Source organism: Aquibium oceanicum (assembly GCF_001889605.1).
GTDB classification, from domain to species: domain Bacteria; phylum Pseudomonadota; class Alphaproteobacteria; order Rhizobiales; family Rhizobiaceae; genus Aquibium; species Aquibium oceanicum.
The window spans coordinates 967,209-991,081 of the sequence record NZ_CP018171.1; the positions used below are offsets into that span (position 1 = coordinate 967,209).

Here is a 23,873-nt window from a genome sequence, read left to right on the forward strand (position 1 = left end):
CGGTCTGCGCGCGCCGGGGATCGCATGTTCGGACGTTCGGAAACGGCTGCGAGGCCAATGTTGCGAACTACACCGTGATCCGACAGGGGCCGTGCTGAGACAGCAACCCTGATGCACCTGCCGGAATGCCGCTCAGGCGGCTTCCGACAGCGTCCGGTGCGCGTCAGCGAGGATTTCGTATGACCGCAGGCGCGCCGCGTGGTCGAACACCTGGCCGGTCACCATCAGTTCGTCCGCGCCGGTCCGGCGGGCGAACTCCTCCACACCGCGCCTGACGGTGTCCGGCGAACCGACGACGGCGCAGGACAGGGCCTGGTCGAGCATCATGCGCGCCATCGGATCGAGGCTCTCATAATAGTTCTCCACCGGCGGCGGCAGCTTGCCGGGACGCCCGGTACGCAGGTTCACGAAGGCCTGCTGCTGGGACGAGAACAGGAACCGCGCCTCATCGTCCGTCTCGGCGGCGAAGACGCTCATGCCAAGCATGACGTAGGGCTTGTCCAGATACTGCGACGGCTCGAAGCGCTCGCGATAGATCGTCATCGCGCTTTCCAGCTCCGCCGGCGCGAAATGCGAGGCGAAGGCGTAGGGCAGCCCGAGCGCCGCCGCGAGCTGCGCCCCGTAAAGGCTGGAGCCGAGAATCCAGACTGGCACGTCGAGGCCCGTGCCCGGCACCGCCTGGACGCGCTGGCCCTCCTGAAGGGGCTGGAAGTAGCCGAGCAGCTCGATGACGTCCTGCGGGAAGGCATTGATGTCGGCGTTGAGGTTGCGGCGAAGCGCCCGCGCCGTCGCCATGTCGGTGCCCGGAGCGCGCCCGATGCCGAGGTCTATGCGGCCGGGATGCAGTGCGGCCAGCGTGCCGAAGGCCTCCGCGACCATGAGCGGCGCGTGGTTCGGCAGCATGATGCCGCCGGCGCCGACGCGGATCGTGGAGGTTCCCGCCGCGACATGGGCGATCGTCACCGCCGTCGCGGCGCTCGCGATGCCGGGCATGTTGTGGTGCTCGGCGAGCCAGTAGCGCCGGTAGCCCCATCGCTCGGCATGCCGGGCGAGATCGAGCGTGTTCCGCAGCGACTGCGCCGCGTCGGAACCTTCGGGAACGGGGGAGAGGTCGAGAACTGAAATCGGGATCATGAGGCGGATATGGGGAGTGTCTTCCCGTCGTCCAAGGAGGGCACGGCCGGAAACTCCGGCCGTTGCGCGATCATGCAACGGCGTCCTTGTGCTGCGTGCAAAAGCGCCCCTCTAGAAAGGCATCTTGAAGCCGGGCGGGATCGGCAGGCCGGCCGTCAGCTCCTGGGTCTTCTGCTGCATCGTCGCCTCGAGCTTGCCCTTGGCGTCGTTATGGGCGGCGAGGATCAGGTCTTCCAGGACCTCCACGTCGTCTTCCTTGAACAGCGACGGATCGATCTTCAGCGATTTCATCTCGCCCTTGCCCGAAAGCGTCACCGTCACCAGCCCACCGCCGGCCTGGCCGGCGGCCTCGATCAGGGCGATCTCCTCCTGCATGGTCTGGAATTTCGCCTGCATTTCCTTGGCCTTGCCCATCAGGCCCATGAGGTCCTTCATCGCATCGTCCTTTCGTCAGATTTCGTCGTCGTCTTCGCCGGCGGGTTCCACCGGCAGCGAGGGATCGTCCACCGTCTCCGCGACCGCGGCGTCGGGAATGCGGACGTCTATGATCTTGGCGCCTGGAAAGCGGGAGAGGATCGCCGCGACCGCCGGATCGGACCGGGCGTCGAGCAGCGCCGTCTCGCGCTTGTCGGTCTCGACTTCGGCCATGGTCCGGCCGCCCGTTTCGCGCGACAGCGAGACGAACCAGTTGCGGCCGGTCCAGGCCTTCAGCCGCGTGGTCATGTCGTTGAGCAGCGTCTTGGGCGCGTCGTCGGTGAGGCTCACTTCCAGCTTGCCCGGCTCGATGCGCACCAGACGCACGCAACGCTTCAGCTGCACCTTGAAGGCGAGGTCGCGGGTGGCGTCGGCGAGGGTCGCGAACTCCTCCAGCGACCTGACCGGCACGATCTGAGGCTCGGGTTCAGGCTCCGCCGGCTGCGTCAGGCTCTCCGGCGCCGGCGCGGGAGATGTCTCCACAAGGCGCATCGCCTGCCCTCCGCCGGAAGACGGCATGCGGTGTTGGGCAACGGCTGCGCCTGAAGCTGCGGACATCGCGGGCGCGGGCTGCGCGGCGCCGCCATTGCCGATACGCGGCGCGGAGCCGCGACCCGACAGGGCGGGCGCGCCGTCTTCCATCGACTTCAAGGCCTCGTCGAGGGTGGGCAGGCTCGCGGCATGCGCGATCCTGATCAGCACCATCTCGCCGGCGCTGACCGGACGGTTCGAGCCCTGAACTTCCGAGATGCCCTTGAGCAGCATCTGCCAGGTGCGCGACAGGACCCGCACCGAAAGCCGCTGCGAAAACTCGACGCCCCGCGTTCTTTCGTCCTCGGTCAGCGCCGCATCTTGCGCGGCTTCCGGCACGAAGCGCAGGCGCGTCACCAGATGGTTGAATTCCGCCAGGTCGGTCAGCACGACCGCCGGGTCGGCACCGCCGTCATATTGCGCCCGGTACTCGGTCAGCGCCGCGGCGACGTCGCCGCGCATGAGGTTTTCGAAGAGGTCGATGACGCGCGCCCGGTCGGCGAGACCGAGCATGGCGCGCACGGCCGCCGCGGACACCGAGCCGGCGCCGTGGGCGATGGCCTGGTCGAAGATCGAGAGCGCGTCGCGGACCGAGCCTTCGGCCGCGCGGGCGACCATGGCCATCGCCTCGTCCTCGACCGCGACGTCCTCCTTGCCGGCAATGCCGCGCAGGTGCTCGACCAGGAGGCCGGCGTCGACACGCCTCAGGTCGAAGCGCTGGCAGCGCGACAGCACGGTGATCGGCACCTTGCGGATCTCGGTGGTGGCGAAGATGAACTTCACGTGCGGAGGCGGCTCTTCCAGTGTCTTCAGCAGGCCGTTGAAGGCCTGCGTCGAGAGCATGTGCACCTCATCGATGATGTAGACCTTGTAGCGCGCCGAAACGGGCGCATAGCGCACCTGCTCGATGATCTCGCGGATGTCGTCGATGCCGGTGTGGGAGGCGGCATCCATCTCGATTACGTCGACATGTCGGCCTTCCATGATCGCCTTGCAGTGCTCGCCGGGCTCGGCGAGATCGATGCTGGGGCGGTCGATGTCGGGGGTCTTGTAGTTCAGCGCGCGGGCCAGGATCCGGGCCGTCGTGGTCTTGCCCACGCCGCGCACGCCGGTCAGCATCCAGGCCTGGGCGATGCGGTTGGCGGCGAACGCGTTGGTAAGCGTGCGCACCATGGGCTCCTGGCCGATCAGGTCGGAAAAGCTGGCCGGACGGTACTTTCGGGCCAGGACGCGATAGGCCTTGCCATCGGCGTTGTCGGCTTTGCCGGCCTCGCTCATCGGTCGGAGTGCCTCCATGTGGCCGTCGTCGGCGTTGGTCCAAAGCCGAATGTCGCGTGCCGGCACTGACGCGTCAATGCCTGATCCGGTTGCTTCCGGACCGCCGCGAGCGGGTGGAAAGGTGGGAGGCTGGCACGGTGACCCGTGCCGCGGCTCGTTAGGGCTGCTTCCTTCCGGACCTGACCCGGTTGGCGAGTGGCTCGTCCACCACCAACCTCCCGACCCCCATATCGGGGATTGCTTCGCCGAATGCAAGGGAGGTCCGTGCTTTATGCGCCGGCCGTGTATCCGGTCGGATCCGGCTGGTCGCTCGCGCGCACGGTACTTGCCGCATAGTACAAATGCATCATGCGGCGGCAGTTTCGCTCGGGTATCGTCTTCAACCGAGGATTGGCGGACCGGGTGAGCACACGGAGTAGGAACCCCGGTCCTTGGCGGACGATACGTTACGCCCGAACCATTTGCTTCCTCGCCGGAGTGGCCCACCAAGTGATTGGCCGGCAGAGCGGAGCCTTTTCTAAACCCCGAACCGACACTGGTGCCGGTCTCACGCCGCTGCGCGGGCCGGTTCGGGCCTGCGCAGCGGAGCCCTGCGATCGAGCCAGCCCGACAGCTTTTCCATCTGGGCGGCGAAGGACAGCAACGTCGCCTCATCGCCGGGACGACCGGCCGCCTGGATGCCGATGGGCAGGCCAGCATCGGTGACATGGACGGGCAGGGAGATCGAAGGCTGACCGGTGACGTTCTGGATCGCCGGCCAATGGGTGAACCACAGGCTCTTGTCCATCAGCTGTCCAAGGAACTGCTCGATCCTGAGCAGCCGCGTCAGCCGCAGCCGGTCGAGCGCGTTCTCCAGGAATTCGTCCGCCCCGGCCGGGTTCATCGCACCGACCTTCAGCGGCGGATGGGCGATGACGGGCATCAGCACCGCATCGTACTTCGCCGTCCACGAGATGAGGTTTCGCGAGGCGGCATGAAGCCGTTCCAGTCCCGCATAGAGTTCGCCGGCCGAGAAGGTTTCGCCGAAGCGTGCCAGCACGCGGGTCGAACGCTCGAGGTCCGGGCCGATCGGGCGCCCGTTGCGCACGTTCTCGCCCCGCACGAAGCCGGCGGTCGCCGATGCGACTGACCTGGCGAAATCGGCCATGAAGGACCGGTCGATCATCGGCAGGTCGATCTCCTCGATCGAGTGGCCGCCGTCCCGTGCCAGCGACACCGCCTTGTCGAGCGCCGCCATCGTCTCCGCCGAGATCGCCAGGCCGAGCGGCGATTTGCGGTAGACCGCGATCGTCAGCTTCCCCGGCTCGCGCGCGGCTGCCTGGGCGAAGGTCTCCTTCGTTCCCTTGCCTGGTAGGGCGCCAGCAGATCCGGCCCGTGCGTCAGGTCGAGCAGGCGGGCGCTGTCGCGCACCGAACGGGTCACGACATGGTCGACGACGAAACCGTACCAGCTTTCCGAGGCGAGCGGCGTGAGCGGGATACGCCCGCGCGAGGTCTTGAGGCCGACAAGTCCGCAGCAGGCCGCCGGCACCCGTATCGATCCGCCGCCGTCCGAGGCATGGGCTGCGGGAACAACGCCCGCCGCCACCAGCGCCGCGGCTCCACCGGACGAGCCGCCGGTGACATGGTCGCGGTTCCAGGGATTGCGGGTGATCCCGAAGCGCTTCGATTCGGTGACCAGCCGCAAGCCGTATTCCGGCGACGTCGAGGTGGCGATCGGGATCAGCCCGGCCGCGCGGTAGCGGTCCACGAGGACGGAACTGAATTCCGGAACGAGCGGGGGCACCGCGCTTCCCGAATGCATCGCAACGCCTTCGATCGCGATCGCCAGATCCTTGATGGCGAAGGGGACGCCGGCGAAAGGGAGCGCGCGATCGACGGCCTTCGCCTGACCGCGGGCGCGGTCGTAGAGTTTTTCGGCGATCGCGTTGATGTCGTGGCCGGTGGCTTCGGCGCGCGCGATCGCCGCCTCGACGAGTTCCAGCGGCGTGACGTCACCTGCGTTGACGCGTTCCGCAAGCCCGGTGGCGTCGTTTTCCCATAGCAGCGTTTCGATGTCGTCCATGGCGTCTCCCCTCTCGCCAAAGCTAGCGAGCAAGCGGTTTCGGCGCAACGCCGACGCGTCACGCGAACATGTGGGATAAGAGAAATGCCGCCAGGAAACCGCCCGCGGTGATCAGTCCCGCCGCGTCGTGGGCTTCGTCGAAGGCTTCGGGGATCATCGTGTCGGCGATCATGGCCAGCATGGCACCGGCCGCGACCCCTTGCGCCACGGCGATGTATTCCTGCGGCACGCCCGCGAAGAAGTGGTAGCCGACCACCGACCCGAGGCCGCACAGCGCCGCGATGCCGGCCCACAGGCCGAAGACGTAGCGCGCCGGGAGGCCGGAGGATTTCATTCCCGCGGAACTCGACATCCCTTCCGGGAAGTTCGAGAGGAAGATTGCCGCGACGATGGGCAGCGACACGCCTTCGCCCTCGAGCAGGCTTAGCCCGATCACGATCGATTCCGGGATACCGTCGAACACGGAGCCGAGCGCGATCGCCGCCGTGGCGGCCGATGCATCCGTGCGCGAGGAGCGCTTGCGGCCATGAGCCCCCGCGCGCGCCAGAAGCAGGGCGCCGGCGGTGAACCCCACCGCGCCCGCCACGAAGCCGATGGAGGAGGCCGCCAGCCCGCCGATCTCCTGCGCTTCGTCCATCAGGTCGAAGGCGATGGCGGAGACCAGGACGCCCGATCCGAACGCCATGACGGCGGCGATCACGCGTGGCGACGGTCTGGCGAACCAGCCGACCGTCGCTCCGATGAGCAGGGAGCTGCCCGCGAAGAGGCCCCAGGCCAGAGCAATCAGGATATCCACGTAATGGCGCTCGCATATGTTTTATTCACGGATCAGTTGACTGCGAAGGGCGCATGCGTGCAAGCCTTGCGCCAAAGCGCGGCCACGAGAAAACAGGATAAATGACGGCGCCAGACATCACCAAGCTGATCGTCCGTACCTCCATGAAGGACCGCGCAGCGTTCGACCTGCTGTATCGCCACACCAGCGCGAAACTCTTTGGCGTCTGCCTGCGTATTTTGAGGGACAGGGCGGAAGCGGAAGAGGCGTTGCAGGACGTCTATATCAAGATATGGGCCAAGGCGGACCGGTTCGCCGTTTCCGAACTCAGCCCGATCTCCTGGCTCGTGGCAATCGCGCGCAACCATTCGATCGACCGGATCAGGGCGCGGCGCCGGGCGACGGTCGAACTGGACGAGGCAACCGGCGTGGTCGATCCGACTCCGGGACCCGAGGCATTGACCGTCGCGGCTGGAGAACGGGCGCGTGTCTTCAGCTGCCTCGACGAACTGGAGAACGACCGGGCGGCGGCCGTCAAGGCGGCCTATCTGAGCGGCTTCTCCTATGCAGAGCTTGCCGAACGCTTCGGCGTTCCGCTCAATACGATGCGAACCTGGCTGCGGCGCAGCCTGATGAAACTGAGGGAATGCCTGGAGCGATGAGTCCGGCGCACGACAACGATCCAAGGGACGACGACGCGCTCGCGGCCGAATACGTCGTGGGCGTGCTTTCGGCCGACGAGCGCCGGGACGTCGCGGCGCGGATCGAGGCCGATCCCGCCTTCGCCCGTCTGGTCGACCGGTGGGAGGCGCATCTGGCGCCCATGGACGAGTTCGCTCCTGCCGAACCGCCCGCATCGGCCAAGCGGAAGCTGGATGAGCGGCTCTTTGCGAACGCTCCGGCGGAAACGGCCTCCCGTTCATCCGCGCCCGCCGGCCTGTGGAGCAGCCTGGCCTTGTGGCGCGGGCTGACCGCGGCGGCTGTCGTGGCGGTCGCTCTCCTGGCCGCCCAGCCCTATCTCGGACAGCCCGAGCAGCCCGAAGCGAGGACTGCGCGGCTTGTGGCTTCGCTGGCGCCGCAGCAGAGCGACGTGCATTACTTCGTCGTCTACGATGCCCGCGAAAAAGACATCGGCCTGTCTCACGTAACCGGAGAACGCGGCGCCGATCAGGACTTCGAATTGTGGGTCATCGAAGGCGACCAGCCGCCCGCCTCGCTCGGGGTCGTGCCGGCCGGCACCAGCGTCCACCTCGCGGTCGACCAGGCCCTGAGCCGGAAGATCGAACAGGGCGCGGTCTTCGCCATCAGCCTGGAACCGAGGGGCGGTTCCCCTACCGGACAGCCGACGGGGCCCGTCGTGGCCGCGGGCGATCTGCGCGAGATCTGACCCCAAGGTTTCGGCTCACGCAAGCCTGACGTTTTCGTGAACGGCGCGCCGAAACTTAATCGTTCGGCGACCCGTGTCTCCACCTGCCTCCAGTCGAGAGAGGCAGAAAAACAGGGAGACTTCATCCTATGCGCAATCTCACCGCAAAGATCCTCGCCGGCGCCGTCGCGCTCTCGGCGCTCGCCACGTTCGCCCACGCCGAAAACCCGATGGTCGGCGGCGCCGCTATGTACGCGGACAAGAACATCGTCGAAAACGCCGTCAATTCCGCAGACCACACGACGCTGGTCGCCGCCGTGAAGGCAGCAGGCCTCGTCGAGACGCTTTCGGGTCCCGGCCCGTTCACCGTCTTTGCACCGACCAACGAAGCCTTCGATGCGCTGCCGGCCGGCACCGTCGAGACGCTGCTGAAGCCTGAGAACAAGGACCAGCTCACCAAGGTGCTGACCTGCCACGTCGTTGCGGCCGATGCCATGTCGGATGCTATCGGCAAGATGATCGCCGACGACGGCGGCACGCATCCGGTTCCGACCGTCGGCGGCTGCACCCTGCAGGCCAAGATGGACGGCGACAAGATCACACTGACCGACGAGACCGGCGGCGTTGCCACCGTCACGATCGCCGACGTCGATCAGTCGAATGGCGTCATCCACGTCATCGACAAGGTCCTGCTCCCGGCAGCCTGACCCCTTTCGTCCGCACGCGAACGTCCCTCCGGTTCTACCCAAGATGCGTGCGGGCGGCGTGCCCCGCGTCACGGGATCGCGTAATGCGATCCTGGGCGCGGGGTATCGTCCAATCGTTGACGGCCGGAACGGGGTCCCCATCTTCCGAAAATGGGTCTTCCCGATATCAAGGCGAGTTGATTTCGCCGTGACCTCCTCGCTGCGTTAGATGCGAGCAAAGGAGAAAACCATGAAACGCCGCACTTTCCTCTACGCGGGCGCTGGCTCCGCCGCCCTTCTGGCTGGCGCGACCCTGTTGCGCATTCGCAGCACGGGATCTGATGCCATGGCCAGCAACGACGAGACCTTCGAGATCACGAAGACGGAGGCGGAATGGAAAGAAGAGCTTTCGCCCGAGCAGTATGCCGTCCTCCGGGAAGAGGCGACGGAACGCGCCGGCACCAGCCCTCTCAACCACGAGAAGCGCAAGGGCATCTTCCACTGCGCGGGCTGCGACCTCGCCGCCTATTCCTCCGAGGCGAAGTATGATTCCGGTACCGGCTGGCCAAGCTTCTGGGAATCGCTGCCCGGCGCGATCGGCACGAAGCCCGATAACTCGCTGTTCATGACCCGCACGGAAGTGCACTGCCGCCGCTGCGGAGGTCATTTCGGCCATATCTTCGACGATGGTCCCCAGCCGACCGGAAAGCGCCACTGCCTGAACGGGCTGGCACTGACCTTCAGGCCGGCGGAAGCCGCCTGATCCCAGCGGTCGTCCGGATCATTTATCCGCGGCGGCGGTCATGATCGCCGCGCGAAGGTCGTCCAGGCCTGCGCCTTTCTCCGACGATGTCGCAATGACCCCGGGGAAGGCGGCGGGCCTCTTCCTTATCTTTTCGATCGTCTCCGCCAGCAGCTTCGTCACCGCCGGCGGCTTGATCTTGTCGGTCTTTGTCAGCACGAGCTGGTAGGAGACGGCGGCCTTGTCGAGAAGGTCCATCACCTCGCCGTCGATCGTCTTGATGCCGTGGCGTGCATCGATGAGCAGATAGACGCGCTTCAGCGTCACCCGTCCGCGCAGATAATCGAAGACGAGCTTCGTCCAGTTGTCGACGAGTTCCTTCGGCGCCTGAGCGTACCCGTATCCCGGCATGTCCACCAGGGCCACCGGCGGCAGGTCGCCCGCCTCGCCCGAATAGCCATCCGGCACGAAGTAATTCAGCTCTTGCGTCCGTCCCGGCGTGTTGGAAGTCCGGGCGAGCGCCTTCTGGCCCACCAGCGCGTTGATGAGCGAGGACTTGCCGACGTTGGACCGACCGGCGAAAGCGATCTCCGGCGGCCCCTCGGGCGGCAGGAACTTCATGGCGGGAACGCCGCGGATGAATATCCACGGTCGCGGGAAGGCGGTCGCCTCTTCGGCGGGAACGTCGCTCACTCGGCCTTCTCCAGTCGCGCCAGGTCGTTTCCGGTTATGGCTTCGATGTTGCGGGTCACCTTGTCAACCGGCCACCCCCACCACGCAATGCGCAGCAGCCGCCTGATCGTCGCGTCGTCGAACCGCATGCGAACGATCCGCGCCGGGTTGCCGACGGCGATCGCATAGGGTGGAACGTCGCTGCCGACGACCGCGCCAGCGCCGATCACGGCCCCGTCGCCGATCTTCACCCCCGGCATGACCATCGCCTCCATGCCGAACCACACGTCGTTTCCGACCACCGTGTCGCCGCGGTTCGCGCCGCCGAGTTTCGCAACATCGTAATTGTCGCGCCACGCGCCGCCGAAGATGGCGAACGGAAAGGTGGAGAAGCCGTCCATGGCATGGTTGGCCCCGTTCATGATGAAGCGCGTATTCGCCGCGATGGCGCAGTAGCGGCCGATTTCCAGCCGGTCCCCGATGAAGTCGAAATGATAGAGCACGCAGTGCTCTTCGAAACGCTCCGGTCCCAGCGGATCGTCATAGTAGGTGTAGTCGCCGACGCTGATGGTCGACCGCGTGATCAGCGGCTTGAGAAAGGCCGTTCGCGGGTGAAATGGCAGGGGGGTCGTGTCGTGAGGATCGGGCACGCGCATGGGGAACTCCGGCTGGGACAGGGACGGTCTCGAACGGCGGGATCCGGCTTGGCGTGACGACGCTTCGCGACTGCGGATCCGCTTACCTGTTCACCGGAGGAATTCCTCGCTTCCGAAATGCTGCAACGTGCTCGCCTTTCCGTTCAAGCCGGCGAGCATGGACCCTTTCCACGCGAGCGGACGGCTCGCGGCGTGACAACCGGCGGGCTATTCCGCCGGCTGCTTGTCCTTCTTCTTGAACAGACCGATGAGATTGTCCCAGAGCTCGATCTTGGCGCCTTGCCGCTTCATGATGATGCCCTGCTGGATGATCGACAGCGTGTTGTTCCACGCCCAGTAGATGACAAGGCCGGCCGGGAAGGTCGCCAGCATGAAGGTGAACACCACCGGCATCCAGTTGAAGATCATCGCCTGCGTCGGATCGGGGGGCGTCGGGTTCATGCGCATCTGCAGGAACATCGTGATGCCCATGATAAGCGGCCAGACGCCGATAAGCAGGAAGGACGGAACGTCATACGGCAGGAGGCCGAACAGGTTGAAGACCGACGTCGGGTCCGGTGCCGCAAGGTCCTGGATCCAGCCGAAGAACGGCGCATGCCGCATCTCGATCGTGATGTAGAGGACCTTGTACAGTGCGAAGAAGACGGGGATCTGGATCAGGATCGGCCAGCAGCCGGCGATCGGGTTGATCTTCTCCTTCTTGTACAGCTCCATCATCGCCTGCTGCTGCTTCATGCGGTCGTCGCCGTATTTCTCACGGATCTCCAGCATGGCAGGCTGCATCTTTTTCATGTTCGCCATTGATTTGTAGGACTTGTTGGCGAGCGGGAAGAAGATGGCTTTCACGATGACGGTGGTGGCCAGGATCGACAGGCCGAAATTGCCCAGCAGCCGGTAAAGCCAGTCGATCAAGTAGAACATCGGCTTGGTGATGAAGTAGAACCATCCCCAGTCGATCAGGAGGTCGAATTGGCGGATGTTCCGTTCCGCCTGGTAATCCTGGATCGGCGCGACTTCCTTGGCACCGGCGAAGAGCAGCGTCTCCAGCGTCTGCGTCTGTCCCGGTGCCACCGTGATGGTGTCGGTCAGGAAGTCGGACTGGTAGCGCGTGCGGCCGTCGTCGAAATAGGCGTAGCGCGGCTGGAACGACTGGCCACGCGCGGGAACCAGTGCCACGGCCCAGTACTTGTCGGTTATGCCGAGCCAGCCGTCTGCCGATTTCGACGGAGTGATGAGCTTGTCTTCCTCGACGTCGGAATAGTCGATCTCCTGCAGGCCTTCCTCGCCCGTCACCCCGATCAGTCCCTCATGAAGGACGTAGATGCTGGCGGTCTGCGGCTTGAAGAAGCGGGTGACGCGGCCGTAGCTGTTCAGCGCCACCGGCTCGGCCCCGCCATTGCTCACCGCGTCCGAGAAGGTGAACATGTAGTTGCCGTCGACGGAGATCGTGCGGATGAACGTAAGGCCGGCATCGTTGGTGTAGGTCAGCCGGACCGGTTCGTCCGGCGTGAGCACCGGCGAGCCCTCGACGCTCCAGACTGTGTCCGGACCGGGAAAGTTCCCGGCCTGCGTCGGGCCGGTGAAACCGACCTCGGCGTAATACCCGTGCGGAAGCGAAGCCGGATTCAGGAGATCGATGTTCGGAGAACTGTCGTCGACGGTGACGTGATAGTTCTTGAGCAGGAGGTCGTCCAGGCGGGCGCCGGTGAGATTGATGGACCCCGACAGGCTCGGCGTGTCGATCCTCACCCTGCCGCTGGCACCGAGCGCGCCTTCACGGTCCTCCGTGGGGGCAACTGCTGGGGCGCCGGGCACTCCCGTTCCCGGTGCGGCCGGGATCGCGGGCGTCGTGCCGCCGGGGCTGGCGACGCTCTGGTCCTGCTGCGCGGTCCGCTCCTGCTCGATCCTCGTAGCCTCCCGCTGCCGCTCGATGCGCGGGTTCATGTAGAATACCTGCCACACCGTCAGAATCAGGATCGACAGCGCGATCGTGATGAAGAAATTGCGATTATTTTCCATCGGGAGTGGTTCCGCGAATTCGTCGGGAAAGCTCGGCCTTCAAGGCATCGAACGGCGCGGCGAGTATCTCGCGGCGCCCGACAATCACATAGTCGCTGCCCGCCGCCATGTCACCAGCGGCGTGAACGCGCACCGCCTCTTTCAGACGCCGCCGTATCCTGTTGCGGACGACGGCGTTGCCGGTCTTCTTGGTGACGGTCAGGCCAAACCGCGGTTCGCCGCAGTCCCCCCGGTCGAGCACCTCGATCAGGAACAAGCGCCCGCGCCGCTTCTCGCCGCGCCGCGTCGCCAAAAAGTCTGCCCGCTTCTTGAGACGCCGCGGGGAGCGGAGCGCTTCGCGCGTCTCCGGCAAGGAGTGCAGCTTTCCGGTCAGGCGGAAAGACGCTTGCGACCGCGGTTTCGGCGCGCGGCGATGACGTCGCGACCGCCCTTGGTTGCCATGCGGGCACGGAAGCCGTGGCGCCGCTTGCGGACGAGCTTGGAGGGTTGGTACGTGCGCTTCATTTGTTTAAATACCGCGGAGTGCGGCCCTTCTTGGTTCTGTCTCTCGAGAGCAGGAGCTGTCGGGCGGGGCAGTCACGACAATGTCGCGCCGGACCGTGGACCCGAACGTGCGGCGGCTTATACGGATCGCTCCGGGCGGAGTCAATTCGCCCTTCCAGCAAAGTCAACCCGGCCGCGCATGCGCGGCGGAGGGCGGATCCCAAGGGTTCCTGCCCGCTTCACTCGGGCGTGAGGCGGGTCCGCATCTCCCTCAACAGACGGTGAGACCGCGGGTGAAACCCTTGCAGGCTCCGTTCTCCTAGCCCAAGTGGCAGAATGGTTATCACGGGCCGACGAACGGTCCTTGCGCCAACCGGTCGCGCGGCACACAGTGATGAAACCCGCGCATGCAGGAAAGAAACGCCTTGTCCGCTGCTTCTGAGAAGATCGCGACGCGAGAAGGCCACAGCCGGCTGTGGCGGTTCCTGCCGATCGCCCTCATCATCGCCGGTCTCGCCGCCGGCTATGCGGCGGGGCTGCACGAGGTCCTGTCTCTCGACTATCTCTCCGAGCGGCGCGACCAGCTCCATGCCTTCGTGGCCGACAACTACCTGTCTTCGCTGATCGGGTTTCTCCTGGTCTACGCGCTTGCGGTGGCTCTCGCGTTTCCTGCCGCTTCGATCCTGACCGTCTTCGCCGGCCTGCTCTTCGGCTGGCTCGTGGGCGGCGCACTCGTCGCGGTGGCGGCGACGCTCGGAGCAACCGCGCTCTTCCTCGCCGCCCGCAGCGCGTTCGGCGACGTCCTGCGCAACAGGCTCGGGCAGAGAGCGGCCCGGCTGGCGGCCGGCTTCGAGGAGGACGCCTTCGGCTATCTGCTGGTTCTGCGGCTCGCGCCGATCTTCCCCTTCTGGGTCATCAACATCGCGCCGGCCTTCTTCCAGGTGCCATTGCGCACCTATGTCCTGGCGACATTCATCGGCATCCTGCCGGGCACCTTCGCCTATGCCTATTTCGGCGAGGGCCTGGAAAGCGTGCTCGTGGCCGCGGACCAGTCCGGCCAGGACATCGCGCTGCGTGACCTGATCACGCCGGAGATCACCATCGCCTTTGTCGCGCTCGCCCTTGTTGCGGCGATCCCCACCGTCGTAAAGAAGCTCCGGAACCGCAAGGCCGACTGACCTGTTCCGGGCGCGGCGAAAAACGCGAAGGAGCGGGCCAACCGATGGCGACAATCCTCAAACCAGACATCTGCGTAATCGGCGCCGGTTCGGGCGGCCTGTCGGTCGCTGCCGCCGCCGCGACCTTCGGCGTGTCCGTCGTACTCATCGAGAAGGGCGCGATGGGCGGCGACTGCCTCAACTACGGCTGCGTCCCATCGAAGGCGATGATCGCGGCCGGACGTCGGGCGCACCAGATGCGGAACGCCGACCCGTTCGGGATAGCCGGCGTCGAGCCGGAGATCGATTTCCGCAAGGTCAACGCGCACGTCCAATCGGTCATCGCCTCGATCGCGCCGAACGATTCGGTCGAGCGGTTCACCGCGCTCGGTGTGCGCGTCATCCAGGAAGAAGCACGGTTCAAGGACCGCCGCACCGTCATTGCCGGTGACGCCGAGATTCGCGCGAGGCGGTTCGTGGTCTCGACCGGTTCGTCTCCGCTGGTCCCGCCGATCCCCGGCCTGGACGAGGTCGACTACCTCACCAACGAGACGATCTTCGACCGCAAGCGCCGTGCCGGCCATCTCGTCGTCATCGGCGGCGGTCCCATCGGCATGGAACTCGCCCAGGCGCACCGCCGGCTCGGTTGTGAGGTCACCGTGGTGGAAGCGTCATCCGCGCTCGGCAAGGACGATCCCGAACTCGCCGCCATCGTCCTCGACAGGTTGCGCGAAGAGGGCATCGCCATTCGGGACAAGACGAAGGTCGTCCGCGTCGAGCGGCGCGGCAAGACGATCGTGCGGGTCCATGTCGAAACGGAAAGCGGTCCGGAGACCATCGACGGCACGCATCTTCTCGTGGCGGTGGGCCGCGCCGCCAATGTCGAGGCGCTGGATCTCGAAAAGGCGGGGATCGATTTCGACCGCAAGGGGATCAAGGTCTCGGACAAGCTGCGCACCACCAACCGCCGCGTCTACGCCATCGGCGACGTGGCGAGAGGGCTGCAGTTCACGCACGTGGCCAATTATCACGCAGGCCTGGTGATCCGTGCCCTGCTCTTCCGCCTGCCGGCGCGGGAAGACCGCACGCTCATCCCGTGGACCACCTTCACCGATCCGGAGCTCGCCCATGTCGGACTGAACGAAGCCGACGCGATGAAGCAGTACAAGGGCGAGATAAGGGTTCTGCGCTGGCCTTATGCCGAGAACGATCGCGCCCAGGCGGAACGGGAGACGACCGGCTTCATCAAGCTCGTCACCGACAGGCGCGGCAGGCTTCTGGGAGCAACCATCGTCGGCGCTAACGCCGGCGAGATGATCAACATGTGGTCGCTCGCGGTGTCGAAGAAACTCGGCATGCGGGACATCGCCGGCTACGTCGCCCCCTATCCCACAACGAGCGAAATTGGCAAACGCGCCGCGATGGCCTATTTTTCCGATGCGGCCCGCAGACCGTCGGTCCGGCGGTTGATCGGATTTCTGCGCCTCTTCGGATGAATTGAAGGCGCGGCTCCCCGATCTGCGGCGCGGCGTGGAGACAGTTTCGGATGATCGGCGAACAAGGCCAGGACACGAACAGGCGGAGCTCTGCGGCGGCTGACTTCGGCGCTGTCGCGTGGCCGCGAAAGCTCTCCACCAAGCTTCTCGCCCTGACCATCGTCTTCGTCCTGATCGCCGAAGTCCTGATCTTCATCCCCTCCATCGCGAATTTCCGCCTGCGCTGGCTGGAGGAAAGGCTGGCGACCGCGGCGGCGGCGAGCGTCGTCCTCGTCGACAGCGAGACCGGCGACCTTTCGCCGGGCGTCCGCAACGACGTCCTGATGGCGCTGGGCGCCAAGGCGATCGCGGTTCGCGACGGCGGCATCTCGCGTCTCCTGGTGGTTTCCGACATGCCCCCGAAAGTGGACGAGCACATCGCGCCCGGCCAGACCGGTCCGATCGAGGCCATCGGAGGCGCGCTCGATACACTCGTTTCCGGCGGCGACCGCATCCTGCGCGTCTTCGGCGTCGTCGGCGACAGCGACATGGAGTTCGAACTGATCATCGCCGACACGCGGCTTCGCGCGGCGATGCTCACCTATGCGCGCAACGTCGCCATCCTGTCGCTGCTGATCTCGCTGATCACCGCCGCTCTCGTCTTCTTCGCCATTCACACCATGCTGATCCGTCCGATCCGGGACCTGCGCCGGTCAATGGTGGCATTCGCCGAGGCACCCGACGATCCGGCCGGGATACTGCGGCCCTCCGGCCGGCGCGACGAACTGGGCGTCGCCGAGGAAGGGCTGGCCGACATGCAGCGCCAGCTGCGCCATACGCTCGGCGAACAGAAGCACCTCGCCGATCTCGGCCTCGCCGTCTCCAAGATCAACCACGACATGCGCAACATCCTCGCTTCGGCGCAGCTGATGTCGGACCGGCTGCGCACGGTGAAGGATCCCGCCGTCCAGATGTTCGCGCCGAAGCTGGTGCGCGCCATCGACCGCGCCGTCGGCTACACCGAAAACGTGCTCGCCTATGGCCGCGCGCAGGAGCCGCCGCCCGCGCGGCGCATCGTGCGTCTGGCCATGCTGGTCGAGGAAGTGCACGGCATGCTCGGCATCCAGTCCGACAGCGGGATCGAGTTCGTCAACGCCGTCGACGCGGAGATGGAGGTGGATGCCGACGCCGAGCAGCTCTTCCGGGTGCTGATCAACCTGTGCCGAAACGCCGTGCAGGCCATGTCGGGCGAGAAGGACGAGACGGTGGTCCGCCGGCTGACGGTCTCGGCCGAGCGCGCGGGCAGCGTCAGCCGCATCCTCGTTGAGGACACCGGCCCCGGACTGCCCGCCAAGGCGCGCGAAAACCTGTTCGCGGCGTTTCGCGGCGCGGCGCGCAGCGGCGGCACCGGCCTTGGACTGGCCATCGCGCACGAACTCGTGCGGGCACATGGCGGCACGATCGAACTCCTCGAGAGCATCGGCGGCCACACCGCCTTCGCCATCACCATTCCCGACCAGCCGGTGCAGATCGAACAAGCCCGCACCGCGCTGCGCCGACCCGCCTCCGCCGGCTGATCCCGAATCCGCCGCCGCGGCCTCTGTCCGCCCGACCGGATGGGCGCCCGTCGGCAGGCCTGGCGTCCTCCGATCCTGCGTTCGGGCGACCCGCAAGTTTTCTGCCTCCGCCGGCTTGCTTTTGGCCGCCGGCTTCATTAGGTAGCGGTTCTGTTCCGGGCGGCACATGCCGGCCGCGAACGCGCCGTCTAAAGACGGCCCGCGCGCCCGTAGCTCAGCTGGATAGAGCACCAGACTACGAATCTGGGGGTCAGAGGTTCGAATCCTTTCGGGCGCGCCATTTCGCTTTCACCACCCAAATAGTCACCTAAAACCTCGCAAGGTAACGACAGTTTTGTCGTTCAAACTCCGCTTTTTCGATCATACCGCAGACGGTCGGCAAATGTGAGTTTCAACACCATGCGGCGATCCTCCAGACGCTATGAAAACCAGAGATTCCAAGGGCTTGAGAGAAAATCGATTGCCGTTCTAAGTGCATTCTCAAAACTGCTGGCGGGACGCGCTTCTTTCGTCATGCGCTCCTTCAAAACCATCTTTTCGGATTCCAGCCTGCGCCCGCGCTCTTCATAAGCGGCAATCACACTCGGCACGCTGGCATCGAGAATGCGTTCAAGCAGCTTATCGACGCGCTCGATCTTTGCCAAATGGTCGCCCATAGCCTTCACTTGCGAATGCGCGTTCACGAGTTTCATATCCCGCGCGGCCTTGAACATCTTGCGCGCGAAAAGCGCATCGGTCGGTTGCACGGACTGGAGCAGGGTTTCGAACTCGCCCTATGACTGCGCCAAAAAAATGAAATCTGTTGCATAGATTTCACGTTTGCATAGGCTTGGAGATCCGTCAGTCGGATCGAAGCGAATGCACGTGCCTCCACCCTTTTCCTGTCCACCATGGTTCGCGGACCGTTCGCCAGCATATGTGACGCATCCGATCGCCCCTGGCGAGGAGGTGGATTTGCTGGTGGTCGGCGGCGGCTTTCTCGGGCTTTCGACCGCGCTGCATGCACGGGAGGCTGGACTGAGTGTCAGGCTCGTCGAAGCGGCGCGGATCGGGTCGGGGGCATCCGGGCTGAATGGCGGACAGGTCATTCCCGGCCTGAAATACGATCCCGAAACGCTTCTGTCGCAATTCGGCGACGAACTCGGCGAGACGCTGGTCCGCTTCGCGGCTGGAACGGCCGACGCGGTGTTCGACCTGATCGACCGCCACGCGATGTCGGTGCCGCGTGGGCGCAGCGGCTGGATCCAGGCGGCGCATACCCGAACCGCCCTGGAAGCGCAGCGCGAGCGCAACCGGCAATGGTCCGCGCGCGGCGCAAGCGTCGCTTTGTTAGGCGAGCACGAAGTCGGGGAGATGACCGGTGCTTCCGGCTATCTCGGCGGCTGGCTCGATCGGCGCGCGGGTGTCGTCGACCCGCTGGCCCTGGTAATGGAACTGGCGCGCGTCGCGGGCGAGAACGGCACGCTGATTTGCGAGGACGACCCCGTCTCGTCGCTGCGGCATACCGGCGGCCTGTGGCACGCCACCACTCGGTCGGGTGCGGCCGTCGCGGCGAAAAAGGTGGTGGTGGCGACCAATGCCTATGCCGACGGCCTGGTCCCCGGTCTGCGCGAAAGCCTCGTGCCATTGCATTCCTTCCAGGTCGCGACGGCTCCGCTGCCGCCGGAACTCGATGCCGCCATCCTGCCGCACGGGCAGGCCGTCTCGGATTCGCGCCGCATCCTCGTCTACTACCGCAAGACCCCCGACGGCCGCCTCGCGATGGGCGGGCGCGGTAGACAGTCGCGGCCGCGGTCCGCGTCCGACTGGCGGCACATCGAGCGGGCCATGACGCGCGTCTTCCCGGCCCTGAAAGGGGTCAAGATCGATTACCGCTGGTACGGTCGCGTCGCGGTGACCCCGGACCACCTGCCGCACATACACGAGCCGGAACCCGGACTGGTGACCGCCGCGGGCTGCCAGGGCCGCGGCGTCGGCCTGATGATTGCGCTCGGGAAACGGCTGGCCCGATATGCCGCCGAGGGCGATCGGCGGATCCTCCCACTCCCGATCCAGCCCATCCGGCCCATTCCCTTCCACGCAATGCGCCAGATCGGCGTCGCCGGGGCGATCGCGTGGTACCGCCTGCTGGACGGGCTGGAACGATAATCTGAAATTTCCTTTGACAATTTCAGGAATCTGAAAAACTATGCCCAGGTGATATCTTCCCTTTGGGGGCGGGTTGCATGAGGGCAGGCGCGGAGACGGGACGGAACGGGAGCGCCTGGCGCTTCTCGGTCGTCATGTCCGCTCCCGGCGCCGCCGTCACCTTCGTCCTGATCCTCTTCGCCCTCGCGCTGGTGCTGTTCCTTTCGCTCAGGGGCAATGACGGATCGCTGCTCGGGAACGGGTTCACGACCGGCAACTACGCCACGATCCTGTCCGACGATCTCTATGGCATGGTGATGCTGCGGTCCCTGGCAATCTCCGGCGCGGTCACGCTCGCCACCCTGGCCGCGGCCTATCCGGTCGCGTATTTCCTCGCCTTTCGGGCGGGCCGCTGGCGGGGGCTGATCCTGTTCCTGGTGACCCTGCCCTTCTGGACCAGCTACCTCTTGCGCGTCTTCGCCTGGAAGATCGTGCTCGCCTACAACGGCGTGCTGAACTCCGCCCTCCTGTCGCTCGGCGTGCTCTCGGAGCCGTCGCTGCTCTTCCTCAACACGCCCTACGCGGTGGTCGTGACGCTGGCGCACGCCTACGCGCCTTTCGCGATCCTGCCGATCTTCGTGGCGTTGCAGACCATTCCCGGCTCGCTGCTCGAGGCGGCATCCGATCTTGGCGCCCGTCCCGCCCGAACGGTCCTGCGCGTCGTCCTTCCGATTTCCATGCCGGGCGTCCTGGCCGCGGCGCTGGTGGTCTTCGTGCCGACCGTCGGGGACTACGTGACGCCGTCTCTGGTTGGCGGCCCCTCGAGCACCATGATCGGTTCGCTGATCCAGGCGCAGTTTGGAAAGGCAAACGACTGGCCGTTCGGCGCGGCGCTCTCGGTCTCGGTGATGCTCGTCATCCTGGCGACGGTGGCGATCGTGCGCCTGGCCGACCGCCGGTTCGGGAGCCGCTCGTGACCGCCGCGGCATCACCGAGCGAGGACAGGGGCCACCTGCTCGGCTTCTACGTCGTCGCGTACATCGTCTTCTTGTATCTGCCGGTGGCGCTGATCCCGATCTTCTCGTTCAACGATTCCATCCAGGCGGCATTCCCGCTGAAGGGTTTCACGCTGCAGTGGTACGCGTCTCTGGCCGGCAATGCGGCGATCGCCGGTGCGCTGGTCAACAGCCTCGTCATCGCCCTCGTCGCCGCATCCGTCGCCACGCTGTGCGGCGTCACAGTGGCGTATCTCGACGTGCACGGGCAGACGCGGTTCTCCGCGCTCGTCTCGGGTCTCTCGCGCCTGCCGATCCTCATCCCGGGGGTGATCGTGGGCATCGCGCTCCTGATCCTCGTCAACCTGATCGGCCTCGGGCCGTCGCGCACCGCCATCGTCATGGGTCACGTTCTGGTCTGCCTGCCGACGACGGTCGTCATCATGCGCGGCCGCTTCGCGGCCATCCCGAAGACCATCGCCGAGGCGGCTTCCGATCTCGGCGCGCGCGAGTTCCTCGTCTTCCGCAAGGCGGTCCTGCCGCTCGCCTGGCCGGCCGTCGGCTCAGCCTTCACCCTGGCTTTCCTCACCTCCTTCGATGAGTTCATCGTCGCCTTTTTCCTGGCCGGGACCGAGCCGACCCTGCCGCTCTACATCTGGAGCCAGCTGCGCTTTCCGAAATCGCTTCCCGTCGTCATGGCGCTCGGCACGCTGATCCTCGCCGTATCGGTCGTCCTCGTGACGGTCGCCGAGCTCCTGCGTCGCCGGCAGCCGCGAATGGCGGCCGGCAGATGAGATCGCATCCCGCAGACCCAGCAGAACGATCCAGCAAACGAAGAGGAGAACGAACGTGACACAGACGAAGAAACTGATCGCCTCCGGCGTCGCCGTCCTGGCGATGGCCACCGCCTTCCTGCCCGGCCCGGCCATGGCCCAGGACAAGCTGCAATACTTCACCTGGTCCGGCTACGAATTGCCGGAGTTCAACCAGAGCTTCCTCGCGGCCCACCCCGACGGCATGGAAGCGACCATGTTCGGCGACGACGACGACGCCTTCACCAAAGTCAAGGCCGGCTTTCGTCCCGACGTGGCGCATCCGTGCTACGACAAGATCGCGCGGTGGAACAAGGAAGGCCTGCTGCAACCGATCGACACTTCCCGCATCGAGAATTGGGACGACATCTTCCCGGTCTTCCGCGACCTGCCGGACCTCCAGGCGGGAGACGGCAAGGTCTGGATGGTTCCCTGGGACTGGGGCAACACCTCCGTCCTCTACCGGACCGACCTGATCGAGAACCCGGAACAGAGCTGGTCGCTGCTGTGGGACAAGCAGTATGCCGGCCGCATGGCGACCATCGACGCGGTGCACGACACGCCGCTCGTCGCGGCGATCCTCGCCGGCGTCAACCCGTTCGACATGACCGCCGACGAGATGGAGAAGGTCGCCGACAAGCTGCGCGAGCAGCGCCCGCTGCTGTCGAGCTACACGACCGACATGACCTCGGTCGAGCAATCGCTGGCGAGTGGCGAACTGGTCGCGGCCATGACCTGGAATGCCTCCGCGGTCGCCCTGAAGAAGCAGGGGGTGGCGGTCGAGTTCATGAAGCCGAAGGAAGGCATGCTCACCTGGGCCTGTGGCTATGTCCTGCTCAAGGATGCCAAGAACGTCGATCTCGCCTACGACTTCATCAACAGCCGCCTGGAGGCCGCCTCGGGCAAGTACCTGATCGAGGCCTACGGCTACGGCAGTTCGACCAAGACCGCGTTCGACGAGGTGTCGGCCGAGACGCTGACGGACCTGCAGCTGCCCGCCGATCCGCAGATCATGCTGAAGGAGACGGTGTTTACCGGACCGATGAAGCAGAACGACGACCTTGCGAAAATGTTCGAAAAGGTGAAGGCCGGCGGCTAAATTGAGCCGGGCGCCGTTCTTGAGACGGCGCCCCGTCCTTCGGAGGAGAAAATGAACGACATGGCGGGCGAAGTCGAGGCAGATCGGGCACGGACGCCGAGCGACCTGTCGAAGGCCGACATCATGGTTGGGCGGCGGGTGCGCGCGCTGAGGTTCGAGAGCGGCCTCTCGCTTGCCGAACTCGCCGCGCGGACGGGCATTTCGATCGGCGCGCTCAGCCAGATCGAGCGCGGCATGTCCTCGCTGCGCGTCAAGGTGATCTGGCCGCTCGCCGCCGCGCTGAACGTCGAGCCATCGGCGCTGATTTCGGAGGGCAACGACGCGGCCAGCGACATCTATTGCGTGCGCGCGGCGAGCCGTCGCGACCTGCCGGTCCATTCGGAAGGCATCCGCAAGCAGCTGCTTTCGCCTCCGGGCGCGACGCTGACGGGCATGACCGTCGAGGTGGAACCCGGCGGCGGCACGGCGGAAGCCTATGCCCATTCGGGCCACGAGTTCGGCCTCGTCATGAGCGGCACCGTGGAACTCGTCGTCGACGAGACGACCTACATCCTTCGGCAGGGCGACAGTTTCGCGTTCAAGAGCACGCTCCTGCATTCCTTTCGCAATCCCGGAACGGAACGGTGCGTCGTGCTGTGGGTCAATACAATAAAGCCATCCGAGGTGCGCGATGGGAGCTGATGCGCTCCTGCGCCTGAAGGGTGTCAGCAAGACATTCGCCAATGGCGGCGTCGGTCTCGCCGGCATCGACCTCGACATCGCCGAGGGCGAGTTCCTCACCCTTCTGGGCCCTTCCGGCTGCGGCAAGACGACGACGTTGCGGGTGATCGCCGGCTTCGAGAGCCCGACGGCCGGACAGATCCGGCTCGGGGATCGCGACATCACGCGCCTTCGGCCGTACGATCGCCCGGTCAACACGGTCTTTCAGGACTACGCGATCTTCCCGCACATGGACGTGTCGGAGAACGTCGGTTTCGGCCTCGCCGTCCGCGGGATGCCCGCCGCGGAACAAAGACAGCGGATCGCCACCGCGCTCGATCTCGTCGGCCTCGCCGACAAGGCACGGTCGCGGGTTCAGGCGCTGTCGGGCGGCCAGCGCCAGCGCGTGGCGCTCGCACGGGCGATCGTCTGCGAACCCAGGGTGCTGTTGCTCGACGAGCCGCTTTCCGCACTCGACGCCCATCTGCGCGAACACATGCAGGTGGAGTTGAAGAGCCTGCAGTCGAGGCTCGGCACCACCTTCGTCATGGTCACGCACGACCAGACCGAGGCGCTTTCCATTTCTGACCGCATCGTCGTCATGAACCAGGCCCGCATCGAGCAGGCGGCCACCCCCGCCGAACTCTACGACAATCCCGCAACCCGCTTCGTCGCGAGCTTCATCGGCACGATGAACCTGCTGCCGGCCACGCCGCGGGGCAGGACCGGCACGATGACGGCGTTCGACGCATCGGGACTTGCCGTGGAAGCCGCGCTCGCCGGGGCGGCGCCATCGCCGGTTACCGTCGGCATACGGCCGGAGGATCTGGTCATCGAAGCCGAAGGCGCCCCGCCGTCCGTTCCCGCGACGATCACCGGCATCGTCTTCCATGGCAGGAGCCTGAGGATCCATGCCGACCTTGCCAGCCGCCAGGAAGTGGTGCTCGACGTGCCGCGCCGCGACGGCGGCTTGCATCTGGGCATCGGCGAGCGCATCCACGTGCGGCTGCGGTCGGGCGCCAGAGTCAGTCTCCTGCCGGCGTGACCGGCAT

General features: G+C 65.9%; 25 protein-coding genes, 1 tRNA gene and 1 other RNA gene. 14 read left to right on the plus strand and 13 right to left on the minus strand.

What is annotated here, in order from left to right:
• Positions 1 to 132: 132 nt before the first annotated feature.
• The 7 genes from BSQ44_RS04840 to BSQ44_RS04865 all read right to left on the minus strand — a co-directional run bounded on the left by BSQ44_RS04840 (position 133) and on the right by BSQ44_RS04865 (position 6,277).
• Entirely contained in the window at positions 133 to 1,134 is a 1,002-nt protein-coding gene (locus BSQ44_RS04840; protein ID WP_072602194.1) for an LLM class flavin-dependent oxidoreductase, read from the minus strand.
• Positions 1,135 to 1,245: 111 nt separating this feature from the next.
• Positions 1,246 to 1,569 (minus strand): YbaB/EbfC family nucleoid-associated protein, encoded by a 324-nt coding sequence (locus tag BSQ44_RS04845; protein ID WP_072602195.1) that lies wholly within the window; start codon positions 1,567 to 1,569, stop codon positions 1,246 to 1,248.
• A gap of 15 nt (positions 1,570 to 1,584) precedes the next feature.
• Positions 1,585 to 3,417, minus strand: a complete 1,833-nt coding sequence (locus BSQ44_RS04850; RefSeq protein ID WP_072607864.1) for a DNA polymerase III subunit gamma/tau — start codon at positions 3,415 to 3,417, stop codon at positions 1,585 to 1,587.
• 121 nt (positions 3,418 to 3,538) lie between these two features.
• An RNA gene (gene ffs / locus BSQ44_RS04855) (signal recognition particle sRNA small type) lies at positions 3,539 to 3,636 on the minus strand.
• Positions 3,637 to 3,964: 328 nt separating this feature from the next.
• A complete protein-coding gene (locus tag BSQ44_RS27715) occupies positions 3,965 to 4,711 on the minus strand; it encodes an amidase family protein (RefSeq protein WP_335623136.1) in 747 nt (248 codons plus the stop codon).
• A complete protein-coding gene (locus BSQ44_RS27720) occupies positions 4,708 to 5,481 on the minus strand; it encodes an amidase (RefSeq protein ID WP_250637823.1) in 774 nt (257 codons plus the stop codon). Before BSQ44_RS27720 ends, BSQ44_RS27715 begins: the two co-directional genes overlap by 4 nt.
• 58 nt (positions 5,482 to 5,539) lie before the next feature.
• A complete protein-coding gene (locus BSQ44_RS04865; protein ID WP_072602196.1) occupies positions 5,540 to 6,277 on the minus strand; it encodes a ZIP family metal transporter in 738 nt (245 codons plus the stop codon).
• A 101-nt stretch (positions 6,278 to 6,378) separates the two neighbouring features.
• Between BSQ44_RS04865 and BSQ44_RS04870 the strand changes: the two genes are divergently transcribed.
• The 4 genes from BSQ44_RS04870 to msrB all read left to right on the plus strand — a co-directional run bounded on the left by BSQ44_RS04870 (position 6,379) and on the right by msrB (position 9,071).
• On the plus strand, positions 6,379 to 6,918 hold the full coding sequence (locus BSQ44_RS04870) for a sigma-70 family RNA polymerase sigma factor (protein WP_072602197.1): 540 nt from the start codon (positions 6,379 to 6,381) through the stop codon (positions 6,916 to 6,918).
• Positions 6,915 to 7,643 carry an anti-sigma factor gene (locus tag BSQ44_RS04875; protein ID WP_114579918.1) on the plus strand — a complete coding sequence of 243 codons (729 nt, stop codon included), beginning with the start codon at positions 6,915 to 6,917 and terminating at the stop codon, positions 7,641 to 7,643. The genes BSQ44_RS04870 and BSQ44_RS04875 overlap by 4 nt, the downstream gene beginning before the upstream one ends.
• A 128-nt stretch (positions 7,644 to 7,771) precedes the next feature.
• Positions 7,772 to 8,329, plus strand: coding sequence for a fasciclin domain-containing protein (locus BSQ44_RS04880; RefSeq protein ID WP_072602199.1), 558 nt, complete (start codon positions 7,772 to 7,774; stop codon positions 8,327 to 8,329).
• A 229-nt stretch (positions 8,330 to 8,558) separates the two neighbouring features.
• Positions 8,559 to 9,071 (plus strand): peptide-methionine (R)-S-oxide reductase MsrB, encoded by a 513-nt coding sequence (gene msrB / locus BSQ44_RS04885; protein WP_072602200.1) that lies wholly within the window; start codon positions 8,559 to 8,561, stop codon positions 9,069 to 9,071.
• An 18-nt stretch (positions 9,072 to 9,089) separates the two neighbouring features.
• Here the strand turns inward: msrB and yihA are convergent, their stop codons facing one another.
• The 5 genes from yihA to rpmH all read right to left on the minus strand — a co-directional run bounded on the left by yihA (position 9,090) and on the right by rpmH (position 12,901).
• The gene (gene yihA / locus BSQ44_RS04890) at positions 9,090 to 9,743 is read right to left on the minus strand and encodes a ribosome biogenesis GTP-binding protein YihA/YsxC (protein ID WP_072602201.1); all 654 of its coding nucleotides are present in this window, start codon (positions 9,741 to 9,743) and stop codon (positions 9,090 to 9,092) included.
• Positions 9,740 to 10,378, minus strand: coding sequence for a CatB-related O-acetyltransferase (locus BSQ44_RS04895; protein ID WP_072602202.1), 639 nt, complete (start codon positions 10,376 to 10,378; stop codon positions 9,740 to 9,742). Before BSQ44_RS04895 ends, yihA begins: the two co-directional genes overlap by 4 nt.
• A gap of 207 nt (positions 10,379 to 10,585) precedes the next feature.
• Positions 10,586 to 12,397: a membrane protein insertase YidC gene (gene yidC / locus BSQ44_RS04900; RefSeq protein ID WP_072602203.1), complete on the minus strand. Its 1,812-nt coding sequence runs from the start codon at positions 12,395 to 12,397 to the stop codon at positions 10,586 to 10,588.
• A complete protein-coding gene (gene rnpA, locus BSQ44_RS04905; RefSeq protein ID WP_072602204.1) occupies positions 12,387 to 12,749 on the minus strand; it encodes a ribonuclease P protein component in 363 nt (120 codons plus the stop codon). Before rnpA ends, yidC begins: the two co-directional genes overlap by 11 nt.
• Before the next feature lie 17 nt (positions 12,750 to 12,766).
• Entirely contained in the window at positions 12,767 to 12,901 is a 135-nt protein-coding gene (gene rpmH, locus BSQ44_RS04910) for a 50S ribosomal protein L34 (RefSeq protein ID WP_072602205.1), read from the minus strand.
• A gap of 386 nt (positions 12,902 to 13,287) precedes the next feature.
• Between rpmH and BSQ44_RS04915 the strand changes: the two genes are divergently transcribed.
• From BSQ44_RS04915 to BSQ44_RS04930, 4 genes are all read left to right on the plus strand, one after another.
• The gene (locus tag BSQ44_RS04915) at positions 13,288 to 14,058 is read left to right on the plus strand and encodes a TVP38/TMEM64 family protein (protein ID WP_083534482.1); all 771 of its coding nucleotides are present in this window, start codon (positions 13,288 to 13,290) and stop codon (positions 14,056 to 14,058) included.
• A 44-nt stretch (positions 14,059 to 14,102) separates the two neighbouring features.
• Positions 14,103 to 15,533 carry a dihydrolipoyl dehydrogenase family protein gene (locus BSQ44_RS04920; protein ID WP_072602206.1) on the plus strand — a complete coding sequence of 477 codons (1,431 nt, stop codon included), beginning with the start codon at positions 14,103 to 14,105 and terminating at the stop codon, positions 15,531 to 15,533.
• A gap of 50 nt (positions 15,534 to 15,583) precedes the next feature.
• The gene (locus tag BSQ44_RS04925; RefSeq protein ID WP_072602207.1) at positions 15,584 to 17,089 is read left to right on the plus strand and encodes a sensor histidine kinase; all 1,506 of its coding nucleotides are present in this window, start codon (positions 15,584 to 15,586) and stop codon (positions 17,087 to 17,089) included.
• Between the two features lie 203 nt (positions 17,090 to 17,292).
• Positions 17,293 to 17,369: transfer RNA gene (locus BSQ44_RS04930), tRNA-Arg, on the plus strand.
• Positions 17,370 to 17,508: 139 nt separating this feature from the next.
• On the opposite strand, the gene BSQ44_RS04935 is transcribed toward BSQ44_RS04930, so the two are convergent.
• Positions 17,509 to 17,835, minus strand: coding sequence for a hypothetical protein (locus BSQ44_RS04935; RefSeq protein ID WP_072602208.1), 327 nt, complete (start codon positions 17,833 to 17,835; stop codon positions 17,509 to 17,511).
• A 112-nt stretch (positions 17,836 to 17,947) separates the two neighbouring features.
• On the opposite strand from BSQ44_RS04935, the gene BSQ44_RS04940 reads away from it, so the two are divergent.
• The 6 genes from BSQ44_RS04940 to BSQ44_RS04965 all read left to right on the plus strand — a co-directional run bounded on the left by BSQ44_RS04940 (position 17,948) and on the right by BSQ44_RS04965 (position 23,866).
• Positions 17,948 to 19,237, plus strand: a complete 1,290-nt coding sequence (locus BSQ44_RS04940) for an NAD(P)/FAD-dependent oxidoreductase (protein ID WP_083534484.1) — start codon at positions 17,948 to 17,950, stop codon at positions 19,235 to 19,237.
• 77 nt (positions 19,238 to 19,314) lie between these two features.
• Positions 19,315 to 20,193 carry an ABC transporter permease gene (locus BSQ44_RS04945; RefSeq protein ID WP_072602209.1) on the plus strand — a complete coding sequence of 293 codons (879 nt, stop codon included), beginning with the start codon at positions 19,315 to 19,317 and terminating at the stop codon, positions 20,191 to 20,193.
• Complete coding sequence (locus BSQ44_RS04950; protein ID WP_072602210.1) at positions 20,190 to 21,005, plus strand: ABC transporter permease; 816 nt, start codon at positions 20,190 to 20,192, stop codon at positions 21,003 to 21,005. Before BSQ44_RS04945 ends, BSQ44_RS04950 begins: the two co-directional genes overlap by 4 nt.
• A gap of 103 nt (positions 21,006 to 21,108) precedes the next feature.
• Complete coding sequence (locus tag BSQ44_RS04955; RefSeq protein WP_083534954.1) at positions 21,109 to 22,122, plus strand: ABC transporter substrate-binding protein; 1,014 nt, start codon at positions 21,109 to 21,111, stop codon at positions 22,120 to 22,122.
• Positions 22,123 to 22,182: 60 nt separating this feature from the next.
• Positions 22,183 to 22,803, plus strand: coding sequence for a helix-turn-helix domain-containing protein (locus tag BSQ44_RS04960; protein WP_072607867.1), 621 nt, complete (start codon positions 22,183 to 22,185; stop codon positions 22,801 to 22,803).
• Positions 22,793 to 23,866, plus strand: a complete 1,074-nt coding sequence (locus BSQ44_RS04965) for an ABC transporter ATP-binding protein (RefSeq protein ID WP_072602212.1) — start codon at positions 22,793 to 22,795, stop codon at positions 23,864 to 23,866. Before BSQ44_RS04960 ends, BSQ44_RS04965 begins: the two co-directional genes overlap by 11 nt.
• The last annotated feature ends 7 nt before the right edge of the window (positions 23,867 to 23,873 follow it).